At 61.2% G+C, this 18,404-nt stretch carries 16 protein-coding genes; 5 read left to right on the forward strand and 11 right to left on the reverse strand.

Features of this window, described 5'->3' with window-relative positions:
• The first annotated feature begins 7 nt into the window (after positions 1 to 7).
• Together AC0VX3_RS26135 and AC0VX3_RS26140 are read left to right on the forward strand one after the other, a co-directional pair.
• Positions 8 to 1,273 carry a SulP family inorganic anion transporter gene (locus tag AC0VX3_RS26135; RefSeq protein ID WP_475522957.1) on the forward strand — a complete coding sequence of 422 codons (1,266 nt, stop codon included), beginning with the start codon at positions 8 to 10 and terminating at the stop codon, positions 1,271 to 1,273.
• 369 nt (positions 1,274 to 1,642) lie between these two features.
• Positions 1,643 to 2,230 (forward strand): hypothetical protein, encoded by a 588-nt coding sequence (locus AC0VX3_RS26140; protein ID WP_475522958.1) that lies wholly within the window; start codon positions 1,643 to 1,645, stop codon positions 2,228 to 2,230.
• A gap of 269 nt (positions 2,231 to 2,499) precedes the next feature.
• On the opposite strand, the gene AC0VX3_RS26145 is transcribed toward AC0VX3_RS26140, so the two are convergent.
• The 9 genes from AC0VX3_RS26145 to AC0VX3_RS26185 form a co-directional block, all read right to left on the reverse strand.
• Positions 2,500 to 4,131, reverse strand: a complete 1,632-nt coding sequence (locus AC0VX3_RS26145) for an ABC transporter ATP-binding protein (protein ID WP_475522959.1) — start codon at positions 4,129 to 4,131, stop codon at positions 2,500 to 2,502.
• Positions 4,128 to 4,637 carry a type II toxin-antitoxin system VapC family toxin gene (locus tag AC0VX3_RS26150; protein WP_475522960.1) on the reverse strand — a complete coding sequence of 170 codons (510 nt, stop codon included), beginning with the start codon at positions 4,635 to 4,637 and terminating at the stop codon, positions 4,128 to 4,130. Before AC0VX3_RS26150 ends, AC0VX3_RS26145 begins: the two co-directional genes overlap by 4 nt.
• Complete coding sequence (locus tag AC0VX3_RS26155; protein ID WP_475522961.1) at positions 4,637 to 4,879, reverse strand: hypothetical protein; 243 nt, start codon at positions 4,877 to 4,879, stop codon at positions 4,637 to 4,639. The genes AC0VX3_RS26150 and AC0VX3_RS26155 overlap by 1 nt, the downstream gene beginning before the upstream one ends.
• A 31-nt stretch (positions 4,880 to 4,910) precedes the next feature.
• Positions 4,911 to 6,038 (reverse strand): ABC transporter permease, encoded by a 1,128-nt coding sequence (locus AC0VX3_RS26160; RefSeq protein WP_475525253.1) that lies wholly within the window; start codon positions 6,036 to 6,038, stop codon positions 4,911 to 4,913.
• A 59-nt stretch (positions 6,039 to 6,097) separates the two neighbouring features.
• Positions 6,098 to 7,222: a microcin C ABC transporter permease YejB gene (locus tag AC0VX3_RS26165; protein WP_475522962.1), complete on the reverse strand. Its 1,125-nt coding sequence runs from the start codon at positions 7,220 to 7,222 to the stop codon at positions 6,098 to 6,100.
• Positions 7,223 to 7,291: 69 nt separating this feature from the next.
• Positions 7,292 to 9,187, reverse strand: coding sequence for an extracellular solute-binding protein (locus AC0VX3_RS26170; protein ID WP_475522963.1), 1,896 nt, complete (start codon positions 9,185 to 9,187; stop codon positions 7,292 to 7,294).
• Positions 9,184 to 11,064, reverse strand: coding sequence for an extracellular solute-binding protein (locus tag AC0VX3_RS26175; RefSeq protein ID WP_475522964.1), 1,881 nt, complete (start codon positions 11,062 to 11,064; stop codon positions 9,184 to 9,186). Before AC0VX3_RS26175 ends, AC0VX3_RS26170 begins: the two co-directional genes overlap by 4 nt.
• Before the next feature lie 110 nt (positions 11,065 to 11,174).
• A complete protein-coding gene (locus tag AC0VX3_RS26180) occupies positions 11,175 to 12,596 on the reverse strand; it encodes a diguanylate cyclase (protein ID WP_475522965.1) in 1,422 nt (473 codons plus the stop codon).
• A gap of 154 nt (positions 12,597 to 12,750) precedes the next feature.
• Positions 12,751 to 13,302 carry a c-type cytochrome gene (locus tag AC0VX3_RS26185; RefSeq protein ID WP_475522966.1) on the reverse strand — a complete coding sequence of 184 codons (552 nt, stop codon included), beginning with the start codon at positions 13,300 to 13,302 and terminating at the stop codon, positions 12,751 to 12,753.
• 197 nt (positions 13,303 to 13,499) lie between these two features.
• Between AC0VX3_RS26185 and AC0VX3_RS26190 the strand changes: the two genes are divergently transcribed.
• Genes AC0VX3_RS26190 through AC0VX3_RS26200 form a run of 3 tightly spaced genes read left to right on the forward strand, consistent with a single transcriptional unit; the run spans position 13,500 to position 16,188 of the window.
• A complete protein-coding gene (locus AC0VX3_RS26190; protein WP_475522967.1) occupies positions 13,500 to 14,234 on the forward strand; it encodes a 3-deoxy-manno-octulosonate cytidylyltransferase in 735 nt (244 codons plus the stop codon).
• A 29-nt stretch (positions 14,235 to 14,263) separates the two neighbouring features.
• Complete coding sequence (locus AC0VX3_RS26195; protein WP_342891645.1) at positions 14,264 to 15,154, forward strand: prephenate dehydratase; 891 nt, start codon at positions 14,264 to 14,266, stop codon at positions 15,152 to 15,154.
• A gap of 32 nt (positions 15,155 to 15,186) precedes the next feature.
• Entirely contained in the window at positions 15,187 to 16,188 is a 1,002-nt protein-coding gene (locus AC0VX3_RS26200; RefSeq protein ID WP_475522968.1) for an adenosine kinase, read from the forward strand.
• A gap of 315 nt (positions 16,189 to 16,503) precedes the next feature.
• Here the strand turns inward: AC0VX3_RS26200 and AC0VX3_RS26205 are convergent, their stop codons facing one another.
• Positions 16,504 to 17,124 (reverse strand): 2,3-bisphosphoglycerate-dependent phosphoglycerate mutase, encoded by a 621-nt coding sequence (locus AC0VX3_RS26205; RefSeq protein ID WP_348142433.1) that lies wholly within the window; start codon positions 17,122 to 17,124, stop codon positions 16,504 to 16,506.
• Between the two features lie 30 nt (positions 17,125 to 17,154).
• The gene (gene dapB, locus AC0VX3_RS26210) at positions 17,155 to 17,967 is read right to left on the reverse strand and encodes a 4-hydroxy-tetrahydrodipicolinate reductase (RefSeq protein WP_475522969.1); all 813 of its coding nucleotides are present in this window, start codon (positions 17,965 to 17,967) and stop codon (positions 17,155 to 17,157) included.
• Positions 17,968 to 18,404 lie beyond the last annotated feature (437 nt).

The raw sequence follows: 18,404 nt of genomic DNA on the forward strand, positions 1-18,404 counted from the left end.
GCCTTTGATGCGGCTCCCCAAGATCGTAACCACCCTGCAGGACTATTCCCTGCGCCTGTTCCTCGCGGACCTCGCCGCCGGGGTCACCGTTGCCATGGTGGCACTGCCGCTGAGCCTGGCGATCGCGATCGCGTCTGGTGCGGATCCGGCGAAGGGGCTGGTAACGGCCATTGTCGGCGGCTTCTTCATTTCGCTGCTCGGCGGCAGCCGCGTGCAGGTCGGCGGTCCGACCGGCGCCTTCATCGTGGTGGTCTACGGCGTCATTGCCGATCATGGCTATGACGGGCTCGTGCTGGCTACTTTCATGGCCGGACTGATGCTGCTTCTGGCCGGTTTCTTCCGGATCGGCAGCCTGATCCGCTACGTGCCCGAACCGGTGGTCAATGGCTTCACCATCGGCATCGCCGTCATCATCGCCTCCAGCCAGATCAAGGATTTCTTCGGCCTCCGCCTTGCCGAGGTGCCGGCCGACTTCCTCGACAAGCTGCCGGCACTGTGGAGCGCACGGGACACGGCGTCTCCGGCCGCCTGCGGCATCGCTGTTACCACCCTGATTCTGATCGTGGCGCTGCGGCGGCTGTTTCCGCGATTTCCCGGCCTGATCGTTGCCGTCGGCGCCGCTTCGCTCGCCGTGGCCTTCGCGGCCCTTCCGGTGGAAACCATCGCCTCCCGCTTCGGCGCGCTTCCGAACACGCTGCCCATGCCGTCCCTGCCGGACATCTCCGCGGACCGGATCATCGAACTGTTTCCCTCCGCGCTCGTGATCGCCTTCCTGGCCGGCGTGGAATCTCTGCTCTCGGCCATGGTCGCCGACCGGATGATCGAGGGAAAACACCGCCCCAATGCCGAGATGCTTGCCCAGGGCTCGGCCAACTTGGCCTCCTCGCTGTTCGGTGGTCTGCCGGCGACCGGCGCCATCGCCCGAACGGCGACCAATATCCGCGCCGGCGGCAAGACACCGGTCGCCGGGCTGGTCCATGCCGTCACCATACTGCTGGTGATGCTGGTCGCGGCCCCGCTGGCAGGCTACCTGGCCCTGCCGGCGATGGCTGCGCTCCTGGTGCTGACCGCCTGGGGCATGAGCGAACCGCACAAGTGGAAAAGCTACCTGAACGAACCGCTTGCCGACCGGCTGCTGCTCGCGACCACGCTGATCCTGACCGTTCTGGTCGATCTGACGGTCGCCATCGGCGTCGGTGTCGCCATCGGTCTTGCCCTGCGAATGCGCGATCGCGGCAAGCCGCCAGACGATTGGTCGATGCCGGATCGCTGAGGCGGCTTGACCCGCTCAATTTCCGCCCAATCCCCACCGAGATGACACCGAAACACGGCGCGCCGGGTACAGCACGGCTGCTGCATATTTAATTTTTTGCTTTTATTTTTTATTGTTTTACGATAATTAATCATCGCGGTTGGATGGAGACCATTATGAAAGACCCCGACTCCGGCGGGGGTTATTCTCGACCAAACTGGAGGCCCGGAGTTCCGGGACGACGTGATTCCGGAAAAGAACTTCGATCTTCGCAACGTGCCCCGGCTTGCGGACCGCAACAGTCGGCCCCGGTCCGGCCTTCCTCAAGACACCCTGACAAGGAGTGCAGCTATGCACATTCTCTCGAAAGCAACGGACTGCCGCGCGCACATGCGTAGCCTGCTGGTGGCCGGTCTTCTGCTGTTCCTGACCGCCTGCGGCCATGTCCCGCTGACAACGCTCATCAAACTCAACAGTTTCGATGTCCTGACAACCGCACCGGAAGAACTCAGGGTCGCGGTCAAGTATCCGGACAGCATCCGCATCCCGAAAGATGGCGCGAGGATGCGGCTGACGCTCAAGGAAAAATCCGGGGGCAAAATGCTGATGAAAAAGGAACTCACCTTCGAAAAGGTGACGTTGCCCGCCGAGAAGGCCGAGCTTGCCTCGGAACTGCAGACCGGCTGGCGGATCGGGATCTTCCGTCTCTCCAGACGGCAGATTCCGGTCTTCGAGGCCTTTCAGACGCACCTTGTGTCCATGAGCAAAGCCGAGCGCGACACGATGGAAGGCAGCCTGGACTTTAGCGTCGACGGCTGCCTTGCCTCGTCCGACAAGCCGGGCAGGATCGTGGTCAGCACCTATCTGAAAGCGCCGGAGCTCGGTGGCTATGTTCCGCTGGTGCGGAATGCAGATCTGGAGGAGATGATGGCTGCAGAAGGACTGACGGACGAAGCCCCGCTCAAAGACTGTACCTGACGCCCTCGCAAGCCGACCTGTTATACAAACTTCAATAGATAAGAACCGATCTGTCCGTGTTTGGGGACTGTTCGGCAAGGAGCAGATTGCAGGGCGCTATGGTTTATCGTTCAAAACCTGCGACGCAGTTGAACAGTCCCCGAACACGGCCTTCGGCGACCTGCTCCGGTCTGCCGGGCGGCGTTGCGCTGCCTGATCCTGCGCAATACACCTTGCCCGCAAAGCCGGATCAGAGCCATCAGATGGGTTTCTCTCCATTGAGGTTGGTATTACGCGCTGACGACACCAGCCGGCGCGGTTTCCAGCCGGAAGGCGGCAGCCATCAGGGCCTTGGTATAGTCGGTCTGCGGTGCGTCGAAGATCTGTTCGGACGGGCCCGATTCCACCACCTTGCCCTGACGCATGACGATGACCTCGTTGGCAAGCGCCCGCACCACCTTCAGGTCGTGGGAAATGAACAGGTAAGCCAGGCCATGGGCCTTCTGAAGATCGCGCAGGAGATCCACCACCTGGGCCTGCACGCTCATGTCGAGCGCGGATGTCGGCTCGTCCAGCATGACGAATTTCGGCTCCAGGACCATCGCGCGGGCAATGGATACCCGCTGGCGCTGGCCGCCGGAGAATTCATGCGGATAACGATGCCGCGTGGCGGCGTCGAGGCCGACCTCCTCCAGCGCCCGGGCGACCTTGCGGTCGCGCTCCCCGGCGGTCAGGCCGGGGAAATGAACCTGCAGGCCCTCACCGACGATGTCGGCCACCGACATGCGCGGGCTGAGCGCGCCATAAGGGTCCTGAAAGACAATCTGCATGTCCCGGCGCAGCGGGCGCATTTCCTTCCAGGAGTTCGCCTGAATGTCCTTGCCATGAAAGGCGATGCGGCCGGTCGAGGAAATCATGCGCAGGATCGCGAGGCCGAGCGTGGTCTTGCCGGACCCGCTCTCGCCGACGATGCCAAGGGTCTGTCCTTCGCGGACCGTGACGTTGATGCCGTCGACGGCCTTGATGTGGTCGACCGTCCGGCGCAGGAAACCGCGCTTGACGGGGAACCAGACCTTGAGATCGTCCGCTTCGACCACGACCGGCTTGTCCGTATCGGTCGTGGGCGGCTCTCCCTTGGGTTCGGCGGCCAGGAGATGCTTCGTATAGGCGTGTTGCGGCCGGTCGAAGATTTCCGCAACCGGCCCCTGTTCGACGATCTTGCCTTCGGTCATCACGCAGACCCGGTCGGCGAACTTGCGCACGATGCCCAGGTCATGGGTGATGAACAGCATGGCCATGCCCTGCTGCTTTTGAAGATCCTTCAAAAGCTCCAGTATCTGCGCCTGCACGGTCACATCGAGCGCCGTGGTCGGTTCGTCCGCGATCAGGAGATCCGGCTCGTTGGCCAGTGTCATCGCGATCATGACCCGCTGACGCTGACCGCCGGAGAGCTGGTGCGGGTAGGAGCCGAGCCGCGATTCCGCGTCGCGGATGCCGACCTGTTCGAGCAGTTCCAGCACCCGTGCCCGGGCCTGGATATCGCTCATGCCGCGATGGATCCTGAGGATTTCCGATATCTGCTTTTCCACCGGGTGCAAAGGATTGAGCGAGGTCATCGGCTCCTGGAAGATCATCGACACATCGTTGCCGCGGACCTTGCGCATCGCCTTGTCGCCGAGGGTCAGCAGATCCTGCCCCTCCATCAGGATCCTGCCGGAGGGATGCGAGGCGGCCGGATAGGGCAGCAGCTTCAGCACGGAGAGCGCGGTGACCGACTTGCCGGAGCCGCTCTCGCCCACAAGCGCAACCGTCTCGCCCTTGTTGATGTCGAAGGAGATCCTGTCGACGGCAAGTGTCTCCCGGCCGCCCTGGGTAAAGGCGACGGACAGGTCTTCGACGGAAAGCAGTGTGTCTTGTTTCATTTCAATTGCGCCAGAACCAACTTCAGATTGTCTACGGACGGCTCGATCGCCGTGAGTTCCTTTGACGTTTGGCTTAAGCCCCATCGCGTCATCGTAATTTTCGAGGTTCGCGGGATCCGTTTGTCCGCAGTGAGAATATGTGTGCATCCCTTCAACAGCAAAGCTGTCGCCAGGTGAATGGCATCAGGCATTTTAACGCCCGGAAACTGGTCCCGGACCAGAGCTGTATGGATCAACAGGTCCCGGTCCACAGGCGCAACCTCAAGCCATGATGACTCAGGATGAACCCACCCCTCGTAGAGCTCTGCCAGCTTGTCGTTGTTCCGCCGAAAAGGAACGTCAAGCAATTCGGCCGAAGTGAACTGACTCGTGCACAGAAATGACGCTCCCGTCACAGGAGCCACGCTCACGACATCGAGCAAGTGTCGCCAGCGATCGTCCTCCTGCCCCTCTCCGAGAAGGATGAACATATTGGTATCCAGATACAGGCGACCGACCGGCTCCATCAGTCATCCCATTCTTCACGAAGATCCCGAATGCGCTGCGTGGCCTCTTCCAGGGAAACCGTCTGCCCCAAGGAGGTCCGAGCACGATCCAGGCCCTCCCGGAACTTCACCCTGTCGAACGCCGCCCTCGCCCTCGGCTCGGTCTCCAGTGTAACCGTCACTTCGGATCCGTCCGGCAGGCCTTCCCGCAGTTCGACGGGCAGCTTGTCGACCGGGAAATGCTTCCTCACGATCCTGTTCATGGCCACCTCCACGTGCGGTATTCAGAACCTATCATAAAAAACTCTTGCGCGGATCGAAGGCGTCGCGCACGGCCTCGCCGATGAAGATCAGGAGGCTCAGCATCAGGGAGATGACGATGAAGCCAGTGATGCCGAGCCAGGGCGCCTGGAGATTGTTCTTGCCCTGGGCCAGCAATTCGCCGAGCGAGGCGGAGCCCGGAGGCAGGCCGAAGCCGAGGAAGTCGAGCGCCGTCAGGGTCGAGATCGAACCGTTCAGGATGAACGGCATGAAGGTCAGCGTCGCCACCATGGCGTTGGGCAGGAGATGCCGCCACATGATCACCGGATTGGACACGCCCAGCGCCCGGGCGGCGGAAATGTATTCGAAGTTGCGGCCGCGCAGGAATTCCGCACGCACCACGCCCACCAGCGCCACCCAGGAAAAGGCCAGCAGGATCGTGAACAGTGTCCAGAATCCCGGCACAAGGAACGAGGACACGATCAGGATCAGATAGAGCGTCGGAATGGCTGTCCAGACCTCGATGAAGCGCTGGAACAGAAGATCGGTCCAGCCGCCATAGTAGCCCTGAACCGCGCCGGCCGCGATGCCGATCGCCGAGGAGGCCAGGGTCAGCGCCAGGCCGAAGAGAACGGAAATGCGGAAGCCATAGACCAGCCGGGCCAGCACATCCCGGCCCTGGTCGTCGGTGCCGAACCAGTTCCAGTTGCCCATGACACAATTGGGATCCTCGGCGCCCAGCGGATAGCGCGAACAGCGCTCCTGCTTGTTCATGGTCCAGGAGGGCGGCGCAGGAGCGGGCACCGGAATGTCATGGTTCACGGACCGGTAGGAATAGCGGACCGGCGGCCACAGCATCCAGCCATTGGCGGCGATTTCCTCCTGGATGAACGGGTCGCGATAGTCGGTCACCGCGAGAAATCCGCCGAATTTTTCTTCCGGATAGTCGACGAAGACCGGGGCCAGCAATTCTCCCTTGTAGGAGACGATAATCGGGCGATCGTTGGTGAAGAACTCCGCCAGCATCGCAATGGTGAACAGCACCAGGAAGATCCACAGGGACCAGAGCCCGCGCCTGTTGGCCTTGAAGTTGGACAGGCGCCGCTGGTTGATCGGTGACAGGCGCATCCTTTTCGGCGGCGGTGCGGTTTCCTCCGGCATCGGGTTGAGCACGTCGTAGCCGGCGCTTTCCATGTTCTTGTTGATACGCGAGTCCATGGTCAGACCTCCCGGCTTTCGAAATCGATCCGCGGATCGATCCAGGTGTAGGTGAGGTCCGAAACGAGGTTCACCAGAAGGCCCATCAGCGAGAAGATGTAGAGCGTCGCAAACACCACGGCGTAGTCCCGGTTGATCACGGATTCAAAGCCGAGCAGGCCGAGCCCGTCGAGGGAGAAGATCGTCTCGATCAGGAGCGCGCCGGCGAAGAAGGACGAAATGAAGGCTCCCGGAAAGCCTGCCACCACGATCAGCATGGCATTGCGGAACACGTGCCCGTAGAGCACCTGGCGTTCCGACAACCCTTTCGCGCGGGCCGTCACCACATATTGCTTGCGGATCTCGTCAAGGAAGGAATTCTTGGTCAGGAGTGTCGTGGTGGCGAAGGCGGACAGTGCCATCGCGGTCAGGGGCAGCGCAAGGTGCCAGAAATAATCCGCGATCCGGGCCGGCCAGGACAATTCTTCCCAATTGTCCGACACCAGTCCGCGCAGGGGGAACAGGTCCCAGAACGACCCGCCGGCGAAGAGCACGATCAGAATGACAGCAAAGAGAAAACCCGGAATGGCGTAGGCCACCACGATGATGCCGGATGTCCAGACATCGAAGCGGGAGCCGTCACTCACTGCCTTGCGGATGCCGAGCGGGATGGAAATCGCATAGGAAATCAGGGTCATCCAGATACCGAGCGAGATCGACACAGGCAGCTTCTCGGCGATCAGATCCATGATCTTGATGTCGCGGAAGTAGCTTTCGCCGAAATCGAAGCGGGCGTAGTTCCAGAGCATTTCGAGAAACCGCTCCAGCGGCGGTTTGTCAAAGCCGAACTGGGCCTCCAGTTCCTTGATGAATTCCGGATCGAGACCCTGTGCGCCCCGGTATTTGGACGAGGCGCTGTCGGAAGAGGCGGCACCGCTGCCGCCCGAGGCATCGTTGCCGGCACCGATCATGTCGCCGCCACCGCCACTGATCCGCGACGTGGCGGACACGTCGGTTCCCTGAAGCTGCGCGATGACCCGCTCGACCGGGCCGCCCGGTGCGAACTGGATGATGAAGAAGTTTATGGCCATGATCCCGACGAGTGTCGGAATCATCAGCAGCAATCGGCGAAGAATATAAGCGCCCATGGAGCTGGTGCATTCCCTTTGTGAATCGGCCTTCTGAAACGGGCCCATGCTGTCACGACAGACCTGACCCTAACGGCCTTTTCCCAGTTTTTCCGCCTTTTCCTGCTCTATCCACCAGAGTTCCTCGATGGGGAAGAAATAGCGCGGCGGGTCCTGCGGGTACCCGTAGACGTCCCACATGGCGACCGTGTGGACGTTCTTGTACCACTGCGGGATCCAGTAATACCCGGCCCTGAGAACCCGATCCAGCGCCCGGGCCGCGGTGTTCATTTGCGCGCGCGATTGCGCTGCGATGACCACGTCCATCAGGGCGTCGATCACAGGATCCTTGATGCCGGCGATATTGTAGGTTCCGGGGACATCGGCCGCCCGTGCGCCCCACAATTCGCGGATGGTGTCGGACAGGGTCGGTGAGCTCGACACCCGCTGGCTGGCGACATCGAAATCGAAGTCGTTCATGCGTGACTGGTATTGCGCCGGATCGACGATGCGCAGGTTTGCCTTGATGCCCAGTCTTTCCAGGTTCCGGATCATCGGATTGGTGATCCGTTCGAAAGCGGTGGTGTTGTTCAGGAACTCGATCGTCATCGGTTCGCCGTCCGGCCCGATCAGATCGCTGCCCTGCCTGCGGTAGCCGGCTTCCTCCAGAAGTTCGCTTGCCTTGCGCAGCATGGACCGGTCGAGACCGCTTCCGTCGCTGACCGGCGGGGCAATGGCGTCACCGAAAACAGCCTCGGGAAGCTGATCGCGGAACGGCTCCAGCAGCGCCAATTCGTCCGGCGCCGGCGGACCCGAGGCCTTCATGTCGGAATTCTCAAAGAAAGAATGGATCCGGTCATAGAGGCCGTAAAAGAGGTTCTGGTTGGACCATTCGAAGTCGAAGGCATACCCGAGCGCCTGACGCACCTTCGGATCGGCGAATTTCTTGCGGCGGGTGTTGAAGAACCAGCCCTGGGCGCCGGAAGGCCGGCCGTCCGGAAACTCCCTGCGCACGACCCGGCCGTCCTGAAGGGACGGGAAATTGTATTCCGTGGCCCAGTTCTTGGAGGAGAACTCCTCGCGGTAGAACACATCGCCCTTCTTGAACGCCTCGAACGCGACCTGCCGTTCCCGAAAGAATTCGAGCCGGATGGTTGAAAAATTGAACCTGCCGGCGACCACGGGCAGGTCGTTGGCCCAGTAGTTTTCGACACGGCTGTATTCGACGAAGCGCCCGACGGCATGTTTGCCGACCTTGTAGGGACCGGACGACAGGGGCGGCGTCAGCGTCGACTGCTTGAAGTCGTAAGCCGTGTAGTAGCGCTTGGAGAAGATCGGGTAGTCGGAGGCGACTTCGAGCGGCAACTGGCGCGCCTGGGTGCCGTCGAAACGCAGGACCAGTGTCAGTTCGTCGACAGCCTCCACCCCCTTAAGCGCCCTCAGCGGCTGGCTGAGCAAGGGATGCCCGTCGGTTTTCGCAAGCAAGATCGAAAAGGCGGCATCCTCGGCCGTCAGTTTCGAGCCGTCGTGAAAGCGGGCCTCGGGCCTCAGGCGAAAGGTGAAGGTGTTGGCGTCCGCCGACACGTCGACCGTCTCGGCGACCAGGCCGTAGACGGCGTCCGGCTCATCCCAGGCACGCACCATCAGCGTGTCGAAACACAGCTGCATGCGCGGTGGTGCGTCTCCCTTCAGGATGAAGGAATTGAAGGTGTTGTAGGTCTGGGTGTTCTGGTTGAAATACCAGTAGGGTGCCTGAAAGGAGAATGTGCCGCCCTTGGGGGCATCCGGGTTGACGAAGTCGAAATGGGTAAAACCGGGTCCGTATTTCAGGTCCCCGAAGACGGACAGGCCGTGCCGGGGACCCTGACCGGCGGCATTCGCGGCCGCGGACACCGGGCGCGCGGACCAAGGCGCAAGACCGGCCAAGGCAGCCACGCCCGTCAGGTGCATGAGGCGCCTGCGCGTGAAAGAGGCCACCCCGCTCATCTTGCAGCCTCCGTCCTGGCCGCCAGTGCCTCGTCATACCACCAGATCTCGGGAAACCCGGTGCTGTATTCCGGCATTTTTTCCGGATGGCCAAACCGGTTCCAGCGGGCTGTACGGGTCTCGTCGGAATAGAACTGCGGCACCACATAGTGGTTCCACAAGAGGACCCGGTCGAGCGCGCGCGTCGCCGCGATCAGGGTTTCCCGGTCTTCGGCGAAGATGACCTTGTCGATCAAATGATCGATCGCGGGGTTCTTGATACCAGCGTAGTTGGCAGAGCTTTCGTTGTCGGCCGCTTCAGACCCCCAGAATTCGCGTTGCTCGTTGCCGGGCGACAGGGACTGGCCGATCGCCAGAACCACGGTGTCGAAATCCCGGCTGCGGACGCGGTTGATGAACTGCGACGTGTCGACCAGGCGCAGCACCGGATCGATGCCGATGCTTTCCAGGTTCTTTGCATAGGGCAGCAGCGTGCGTTCGCTGCCCTTGTCGCTGTAGAGAAACTCGATGCTGAGCTGCTCGCCGGTCGCAGGATCGATCATCTTGCGATCCTTGAGCTCGAACCCGGCCTTGCGCAGGAGGGTGACCGCCTCGCGCAGATTGGCGCGCACGTTCCGCGGGTTGCCACCGACGGGATTTTTGAATTCCTCTGTAAAGACCTCCGGCGGCACCTGGTCCCGGACCTCCTCGAGAATTTCCAGTTCCTTGCCCTCCGGCAGCCCCGAGGAAGCAAGCTCGGTTCCGGCGAAGTAGGAATTGACCCGCTTGAGCAGATTGGCCGAAACGATTTCGTTGGTGGTTTCGAAATCATAGACGTAGTTAAGCGCCTGCCGGACCTCCGGATCCCGGAATTTCTCCCGACGCAGGTTCAGGAAAAACCCCTGCATGACACCGCTCGACCTGTCCGGGAAGATCTCCTTGACGACGCGGCCGTCCCTGACGGCCGGGAAGTCGTAGCGCTTGGCCCACTGGCTCGAACTGCGTTCGACGTGGAAATCGTACTGATCACCCTTGAAGGCCTCGAACTGGACGGCAAAGTCCAGAAACGAAATGTAGCGGATCTCGTCGAAATTGTGGGTGCCTACCCGGATGGGCAGGTCCTTGCCCCAATAGTCCTCGACCCGCTCGTAGATGACCTGCCGATTGGGCGAAAAGTCCCGGATCCGGTACGGCCCGGAGCCCAGCGGCGGCTCCAGGGTGGTGCGGGAAATATCGCGCGGCTCCCCCTTGGCGCTGGTTCCCTCCCACCAGTGCTTCGGCAGAATGGTGAGCTGGGCCATGATCTTGGGCAGCTCCCTGTTGCCGCTCACGTCGAAGTCGAAGCGGATCGTGTGCGTATCGACGATTTCAGTCTTCTCGACATTCTGGAAATAGAACTTCCGCTTGGGATCGAGCTCGATTGCCTTTTCGAACGACCAGACCACGTCTTCGGCCGAGACAGGAACCCCATCGTGCCACCGGGCCTGCGGGTTCAGCCGGTACTCGACCCAGGAATAGTCATCGGGAAAACGCACGGCATCGGCCAGGAGACCGTATTGCGCGCTGATGTCCTCCTCGTCCAGCGACGGCTCCATCAGGCTTTCATAGATATTGAGGATGCCCGGGGCGATGTTGCCCTTTTGCGCCAGCATGTTGAACGTGTCGAAGCCGCCGCTGGCTGCCAGCCGGACTCTGCCGCCCTTCGGCGCCTGCGGGTTGACATAGTCGAACACTTGGGCGTCGGGTCCGTATTTGGGTGTTCCGTTGAATGCGGTGGCGTGCTGCCACTCGGGTTCGTCGGCGGCCGCCGGCCCCTGCCCGATTCCGCAGATCACCGCACCGCTTGCGAGTACAAACCCGGCGGCGGTCCGTTTTATTGCACGCCACGTGAACACCATCGGCTTCTCCGTCCCTTGTCTGATCCCGATCCCAAAACAGGAGATCTTGAGGGTCAGTCTAGGGACCAGCTCGCCCGGCGTCACGCGCTGCTTGCCTTGATGACAGAAATTTAACCTGTCTGGGGAAGACCCTTGCCGGGAAGTTCCCGCAAATCCCGCTTGGATTTTGCCTTCTGCGCGTACATCCGGCCGTCGGCCACCCGAAGCAGGTCATCCACGGTTGCCGCGTCCCCCGGATAGCTTGCCGAGCCGATGCTGGCCATCACGTCGATGCGCGCACCCGAATATTCGAAAACCTGCGCGACCCGCTCTTCGAGGCGGCTGAAAAACGCATCCTTCTCCTGGCGGCGCATGTTGCCCGGCGTCAGCACGATGAATTCGTCCCCGCCAACCCGGGCGACCGTATCGGTCTGGCGGACCTGGCTGTGCAGCCGATGACCGATTTCGATGAGAAGTTGATCGCCGACGGCATGGCCGTAATTGTCGTTGACCGGCTTGAAGGCGTCCAGGTCCACATAAAAGATCTCGAAACCGGCCCCGGTACGCTCACACATGGCGGCGAGCTGATGCATGCGGTCTTCCAGCAGGCGGCGGTTCGCCAGGCCCGTGAGCGGGTCATGCAGCGCCATGGACCGGACCTTGTAGACCTCGCTGATCAGGAGAAAGGCCATAGACCCGAACACGAGCGAGATCAGGCTGCCGACCAGCTGGGTGATCCAGATCTTGTTGCCTGCGCTCGACCAGCCGGTTTCCGGATACCCGATCAGGTTCCACTCCAGCCCGCCGGGCAGATGAAGCGGCAAGGACACATGGTCCTTTTCGAACAGTGACGGGCTGCCGAAAACCATCTTGCTGCTGTCGACGGTCGCCTTGTTGACGACACCGATCCTGATTCCGCTGACAACATCCCCGATCCCCGACTGCGCCATCAATTCCGCCTGATCGAGGACGAGCGTGGCAACCCCCCAGTAGCTGCGCTCTCCCATGGCCTGGCCCGGGTAGGACGATGGAAAGACCGGAATTCGGATCAGCAGGGCCGAACCGCCCTGAACCAGTTCCAGCGGTCCGGCGATGACGACCTTGCGCGACATCATGGCTTCGCGGATTGCCGGCCACTGCGCGGTGTTCAGCCGGTAGTTCAGACCGATGGCCGACTGGTTCGGCTCTAACGGAAACACGGCACGAAGAATGTTGTTGGGTGCAAGTCCGACGGAGCGGATGGACGGGTTTTCCTCGATCAGGTCGACCGCGATCTGGCTATAGTCATCCATGTCGAAGGACTTGTCGACGAATTGCGCCACATAGGCCCTGATGCCAAGACCATGAGCAACCGTGCGGTTGATTTCGCCTTCCAGCCGGGCCCGCGCTTCCGACAGGCTCGCAACAGCCTGCTGCTTGTGCTGGGACACCATTTCACTGCGGACCAGCTGACCGACATGGGCCGTCACGGTTATGCCCGCGAGAAAGCACACCGCGGCGACGGCCGCCGCGATCCACGTTCCGTTCGACCCTGAGAATACATTTCGCGTCAAATTTATGCCCATGCGGTCCTTGCCCGGCCCTGCCGGTCGCTTCAAGGCGACGTTACGTAAGATTTATTAATATTCGATCTAATTCAAATAAAAAAGCCGGGTTGGGAACCCGGCTTTCAAACAATTCAGCATGCCATTGCCAGGTGGTGGAGACTTACTCCGCCGGAAGCGGCTTCGGCGCGTCGGACAGCTCACGAAGATACGCAATCATGTCGGCGCGGTCGCCCGGCTTGCGCAGGCCTGCAAAACCCATGGTTGTTCCCGAAACATGTTTCTTCGGTGCAAGCAGGAAATGATCGAGTTCCTCGAAGGTCCATTCCGGATGTTCTTCGCCGTAAGCCACCATCGCGGAAGAATACCCGAAGCCTTCATGTCCACCGGGCTTGCGACCGACAACATCCCAAAGTCCGGGGCCGACCTTGTTGGCGCCGCCCTGGCTGAAGTCATGGCAGGCCGCGCATTTTTTGGCGACCTTTTCACCGGCGGAGGCTTCCGCCTCGATCAGGCGCTCGGAAATCGGCGCGACTTCCGGAACAGCCTCGACTTCCGATGTGGAATCTTCCGCGGATGCCACGACGATTTCATAGCCCGGCTTTCCCGGAATCGTCGGATGGAAGATGATGTCGGATACAATCCCGACACCCATCGTCAAAATAAGGACCATCAGGACCGCCCCGGCGGCCTTGTTCAGCGTGAAGGAATCCATTCTCTCCGGCTCCAGGCTCATACGCGTCCGGGTCCGCAGCCAAACCGCGACCCCTATCAGCTTGTCGAATTTTGCCGGAACCTACAAATTTTTTGACCTTGCTGTCCATAGCTTTAAAAGGGCATCTGATACGACAAACGGACGCGGGCCTTGTTTTTTGCGCTTCGGCGCATCTCTGCGGCCCCTGGGAGACCCTGTTGACGACAGCACTTGTGATTATTCCGACCCGCCTGGCGGCCACGCGCCTGCCGCGCAAGCCTCTTGCCGATATTTGCGGAAAACCGATGATCGTGCGGGTTCTTGAACAGGCCCGCAACGCCGATATCGGCCCGGTTGCGGTCGCCTGCGACAACCGGGACATCTTCGAGGCCGTTCAGGATCATGGCGGCCGGGCCGTCATGACGCGCACGGACCACGGGTCCGGTTCGGACCGGATTTTCGAGGCGGCAAGCCTGCTTGACCCCGATGCGGCCCATGACGTCATCCTGAATGTGCAGGGCGATGTGCCTCTGATCGCACCGGAAGCGATTCGCGCCGCGTTCACCCCGCTCGGCATCACGGAGGTCGCTATCGGCACGATCATGACCGAGATCACCGATCCGGTCTTTCGGGACGATCCGAATTTCGTCAAGGCGGTGACCACACCGAACGGCCGGGGCCATCACCGCGCGCTTTACTTCACCCGTGCGACCGCACCGAGCGGCGATGGGCCGCTTTACCAGCATGTCGGCATATACGCCTACCGCCGGAGCGCCCTGGCGGACTTCGTCCGGCTGCCGCCCTCGCCGCTGGAGGCGCGCGAGAAACTCGAGCAGCTGCGCGCCCTGGAAGCGGGCATGCGGATCGATGTCTCGATCATCGACAGCGCCCCGATGGACGTGAACACGCCCGAGGACCTGGAACGGGCCCGGGCAGCCTACCTGACCACCTGAGAAAAGACCGCCGCGAGGCTGAAAGACCCATGAGCGATAGAAAAAAGATAGTGTTTCAGGGAGAGACAGGCGCCAATTCGCACATGGCGTGCCAGAGCGTCTATCCCGACTACGACGCGATTCCCTGCCCGACCTTCGAGGACTGCTTTTCGGCCATGGCCGAGAGCAGTGCCGACCTGGCGATGATCCCGATCGAGAATTCGGTCGCCGGGCGCGTGGCCGACATCCACCACCTGCTGCCGAAATCCAATCTGCACATCATCGGCGAGTATTTCATGCCGATCCGCTTTCAGCTGATGGCTCCGAAAGGCGCGACGCTGGCCGGGCTGAAAAAGGTTCACAGCCATATTCATGCACTGGGACAGTGCCGGAAGGTCATTCGTGAACTCGGCCTGACCGCCGTTGTGGCCGGTGACACGGCGGGATCGGCCCGCCAGATCTCCGAGATGAACGATCCGTCCGTGGCCGCGCTCGCCCCGGAAATGGCCGCGGAGATCTACGGTCTCGACATCCTGCGCCGGGACGTGGAGGACGAGGCTCACAACACGACACGCTTTGTTATTCTCTCGCGCGATAAGATGGAGGCCGCGCACAACGGCCAGCCGGTCATCACCACGTTCATCTTCCGGGTCCGCAACGTTCCGGCCGCGCTCTACAAGGCACTCGGCGGATTCGCGACCAACGGGGTCAACATGACGAAGCTGGAATCCTATCAGCTGGAAGGCCGGTTTTTTGCTTCCATGTTCTATGCGGACATCGAAGGTCATCCCGAGGATCCCGCTGTTGCTCTTGCCCTCGAGGAACTGGCCTTTTTCTGTGCGGAACTGAACATGCTCGGCGTCTACCGGGCAAGCCCCTTCCGGGACAAGATCAAGGAACCGGAAGCCAATCGCGCCCTGCGGCCCAATCCACTCTCCTGACGCCGTATCAACGGGCAACCCCAGAGGACTTCATGACTGAAACGAGATTTGACGCCCTGTGCATCGGCAATGCCATCTGCAACGTCTTTGCGCATGTCGAAGAGGACTTCCTGCTGCAGGAAAACCTGATCAAGGGCTCCATGCGCCTGATCGAGACGGACGAAGCCGTCCGCCTGTTCGACAAGATGGGACAGACCGTCCGCATATCGGGTGGAAGCGCCGGCAACACGGCTGCGGGCATAGCCTCGCTGGGCGGACATCCGGCCTATTTCGGCAAGGTCGCTGAAGACGAACTCGGAGATGCCTATTATCACGACATGAACGGCACCGGCGTTTACTTCAACACGCCGCGGCTGCGTGAATGGAAGCCAACCGCCCGGTCGATGATCCTGATCACGCCGGACGGCGAGCGCACCATGAACACCTATCTGGGTGCCTGTACCGAATTCAGCCCCGTGGATGTGGATGAGGACGTCGTGGCCGCTGCCGCCGTCACCTACATGGAAGGCTATCTTTGGGATCCGGAGGAAGCGAAAAAGGCGTTCCTGAAAGCCGCCGAAATCGCTCATGCGAACGAACGCAAGGTGGCGATCACCCTGTCGGATTCGTTCTGCGTGGACCGCTACCGCAGTGAATTCCAGTCGCTGCTCACAGACGGCGTGGTCGATCTGCTGTTTGCCAATGAGCACGAGCTCAAGGCCCTTTACGAGACATCAGACCTGGAATCCGCCGTTTCGGCGGCCCGGGAAACGGGTGTCCTGACCGCACTCACGCTGGGCAAGGAAGGCGCCATGGTCTTCAATGGCGCGGAAACCAGCACCATACCGGCCAACGACGTGGACAATGTCGTCGACCTGACCGGGGCCGGCGACCTGTTCGCGTCCGGCTTTCTGTTTGGCCTGGCCCGCGGGTACGCGTTGCAGGATGCGGCCGAACTGGGTTGCCTTTGTGCCGCCAGCGTCATCAGCCATGTCGGCGCACGGCCTGAAAGGCCCCTGAAAAACCTCGCGTCGCAGAACGGCTTCGAGATCTGACAAAAAGGGGGCGGGCGGTTTCGCCCCCCAGACTGCTGACCAACTCTCAGTTGGTCATTCCGGACGGTCTGCAGCGCAGTTGCATGGCCAGAGCCGGAACCCAGCGGATCTGTCGCGCCGAAGGCGCGTCTTTATCCATATTTTCAAAGCCTTGTTTGGTTTTGTGCTCGTGTAAGCTCGCGCTGACTCGCTGGGTTCCGGATCAGCGCGCAGCGCAGCTGCGCTTGTCCGGAATGACCCCGTGAGTTTGTCAACAAGCTGAGGGGGCGAAACCACCCCCTTTTTCACATGAAATCCGATGCGGCCCCGCCCGGTTCAGTCCGCGAGATCCTGCATGCTGACGACGCCGCCGTTTTCGTCGAGCCGATAGATGATCGGCGTTCCGGTGCCCAGCTCACGCTTCAGGATCTCCTCGGGTGTGAGGTTTTCCAGTTCCATGATGAGCGCGCGCAGCGAATTGCCGTGCGCGGCTACGATCGTGCGCTTGCCCGACAGGACCCGGGGCAGGATCTCCGCCTTGTAGTACGGCAGAACACGCTCGGCGGTCATTTCCAGGCTCTCCCCGCCCGGCGGCGGAACGTCGTAGGAGCGGCGCCAGACATGGACCTGGTCCTCGCCGAATTGCTGGCGGGCCTCATCCTTGTTCATGCCGGTCAGGTCGCCGTAGTCGCGCTCGTTCAAGGCCTGGTCCTTGAAGGTTTCAAGACCGCTCTGACCGAGCTCCTCCAGAATGATGTCGAGCGTCTTCTGCGCGCGCGACAGAACGGACGTGAAAGCCAGGTCGAAGGTCAGTTTCAGGTCCCTGAGCTGCTCACCGGCCTTGTGAGCCTCAGCCACGCCCTGCTCCGTCAGGCCCGGATCCTTCCAGCCTGTGAAAAGGTTCTTCAAATTCCATTCGCTCTGTCCGTGACGAACAAGCACAAGAAGGCGATCCATGCCTCTCTCCTCAAAAATATACAGTCCACGTCATGAATTCAGACCGAGGACATCGGCCATCGAATAGAACCCCGGTTTCTGATCAAAGCCCCACAGGGCGGCCTTCACCGCACCGCGTGCGAAGAGCTGACGGTCCTCGGACCGGTGGGTCAGCTCGATGCGCTCTCCCTCGCCTGCGAAAATCACCGAGTGCTCGCCGATGACGGATCCGCCGCGCAACGTGGCGAAACCGATATCGCCGGACTTGCGCGGTTCCATGATGCCATCGCGCACACGCACGGAGTGGGCGGCCAGATCCATGGCACGCCCCTCGGCCGCGGCTTCGCCCAGCAGCAGCGCCGTACCGGACGGCGCATCCACCTTGTGCTTATGATGCATTTCCAGCACTTCGATGTCGAAATCGGCATCCAGCGCGGCGGCCGCGCGGCGCACCAGGCTTGCGAGCAGATTGACCCCCAGGCTCATGTTGCCGGACTTGACGATCCGCGCATGACGGGCAGCCGCCAGGAGCGGCGCGTCCTCGCCCTCGCTCCAGCCGGTCGTCCCGATCACATGAACGATGCGCGCCTGCGCGGCCAGTTCGGCGAACCAGAGACTTGCGGCAGGCGCCGTGAAGTCCAGGACACCGTCGGCGGCTGCGAATGCCGTCAGCGGATCATCGCTCAACGGAACGCCCAGCGTCCCGGTTCCCGCCAGATCACCGACGTCCTGGCCGAGCAGTTCGGAGCCTTCGCGTTCGATTGCGGCGACAACGCAGGCTCCAGACGCTTCGGTCACGGCGCGTGTCAGGGCCCGGCCCATTCTGCCGCCCGCCCCCACAATCACCAAGCGCATCTGCCCCATCGCATTCCCCTCATACAATTCCCGCAGCGGTATAGCAGTTTCACGGGGGCAGGCAAACGCCTCTTGTGCCGGCCGCTTTCGAGGCAGACCCACGTTCAGCATTGTCAAATTTTACAATAAATTTTCAATAAATCCATCTCGAAGACCGTGAAAACAGCGACCAGCCCCAAGAAATTACTGATTCATCGAGCCGATCGAAGTTTAATATTTAAATCTTCCCTATATGCCAAAACTCTTATTCTTAATGTTTGCGAAACACAACGATAGTTCTATGGTAGTACGATCCAATTTCGACAACCCTGAACTACAAGAAAGCTTCCGTGACAGCTGCAGCGCATAATTTGTACGTACGAAATCCCGAGCGTTGCAATGCATCGCCATGGTCCGGCTGGCATCCCGGGCCTCATTTTTTCGTCTCGCGCCGGCGCCGTGTCAGA

It is taken from the genome of Roseibium sp. QJM3NY_11 (genome assembly GCF_056173175.1).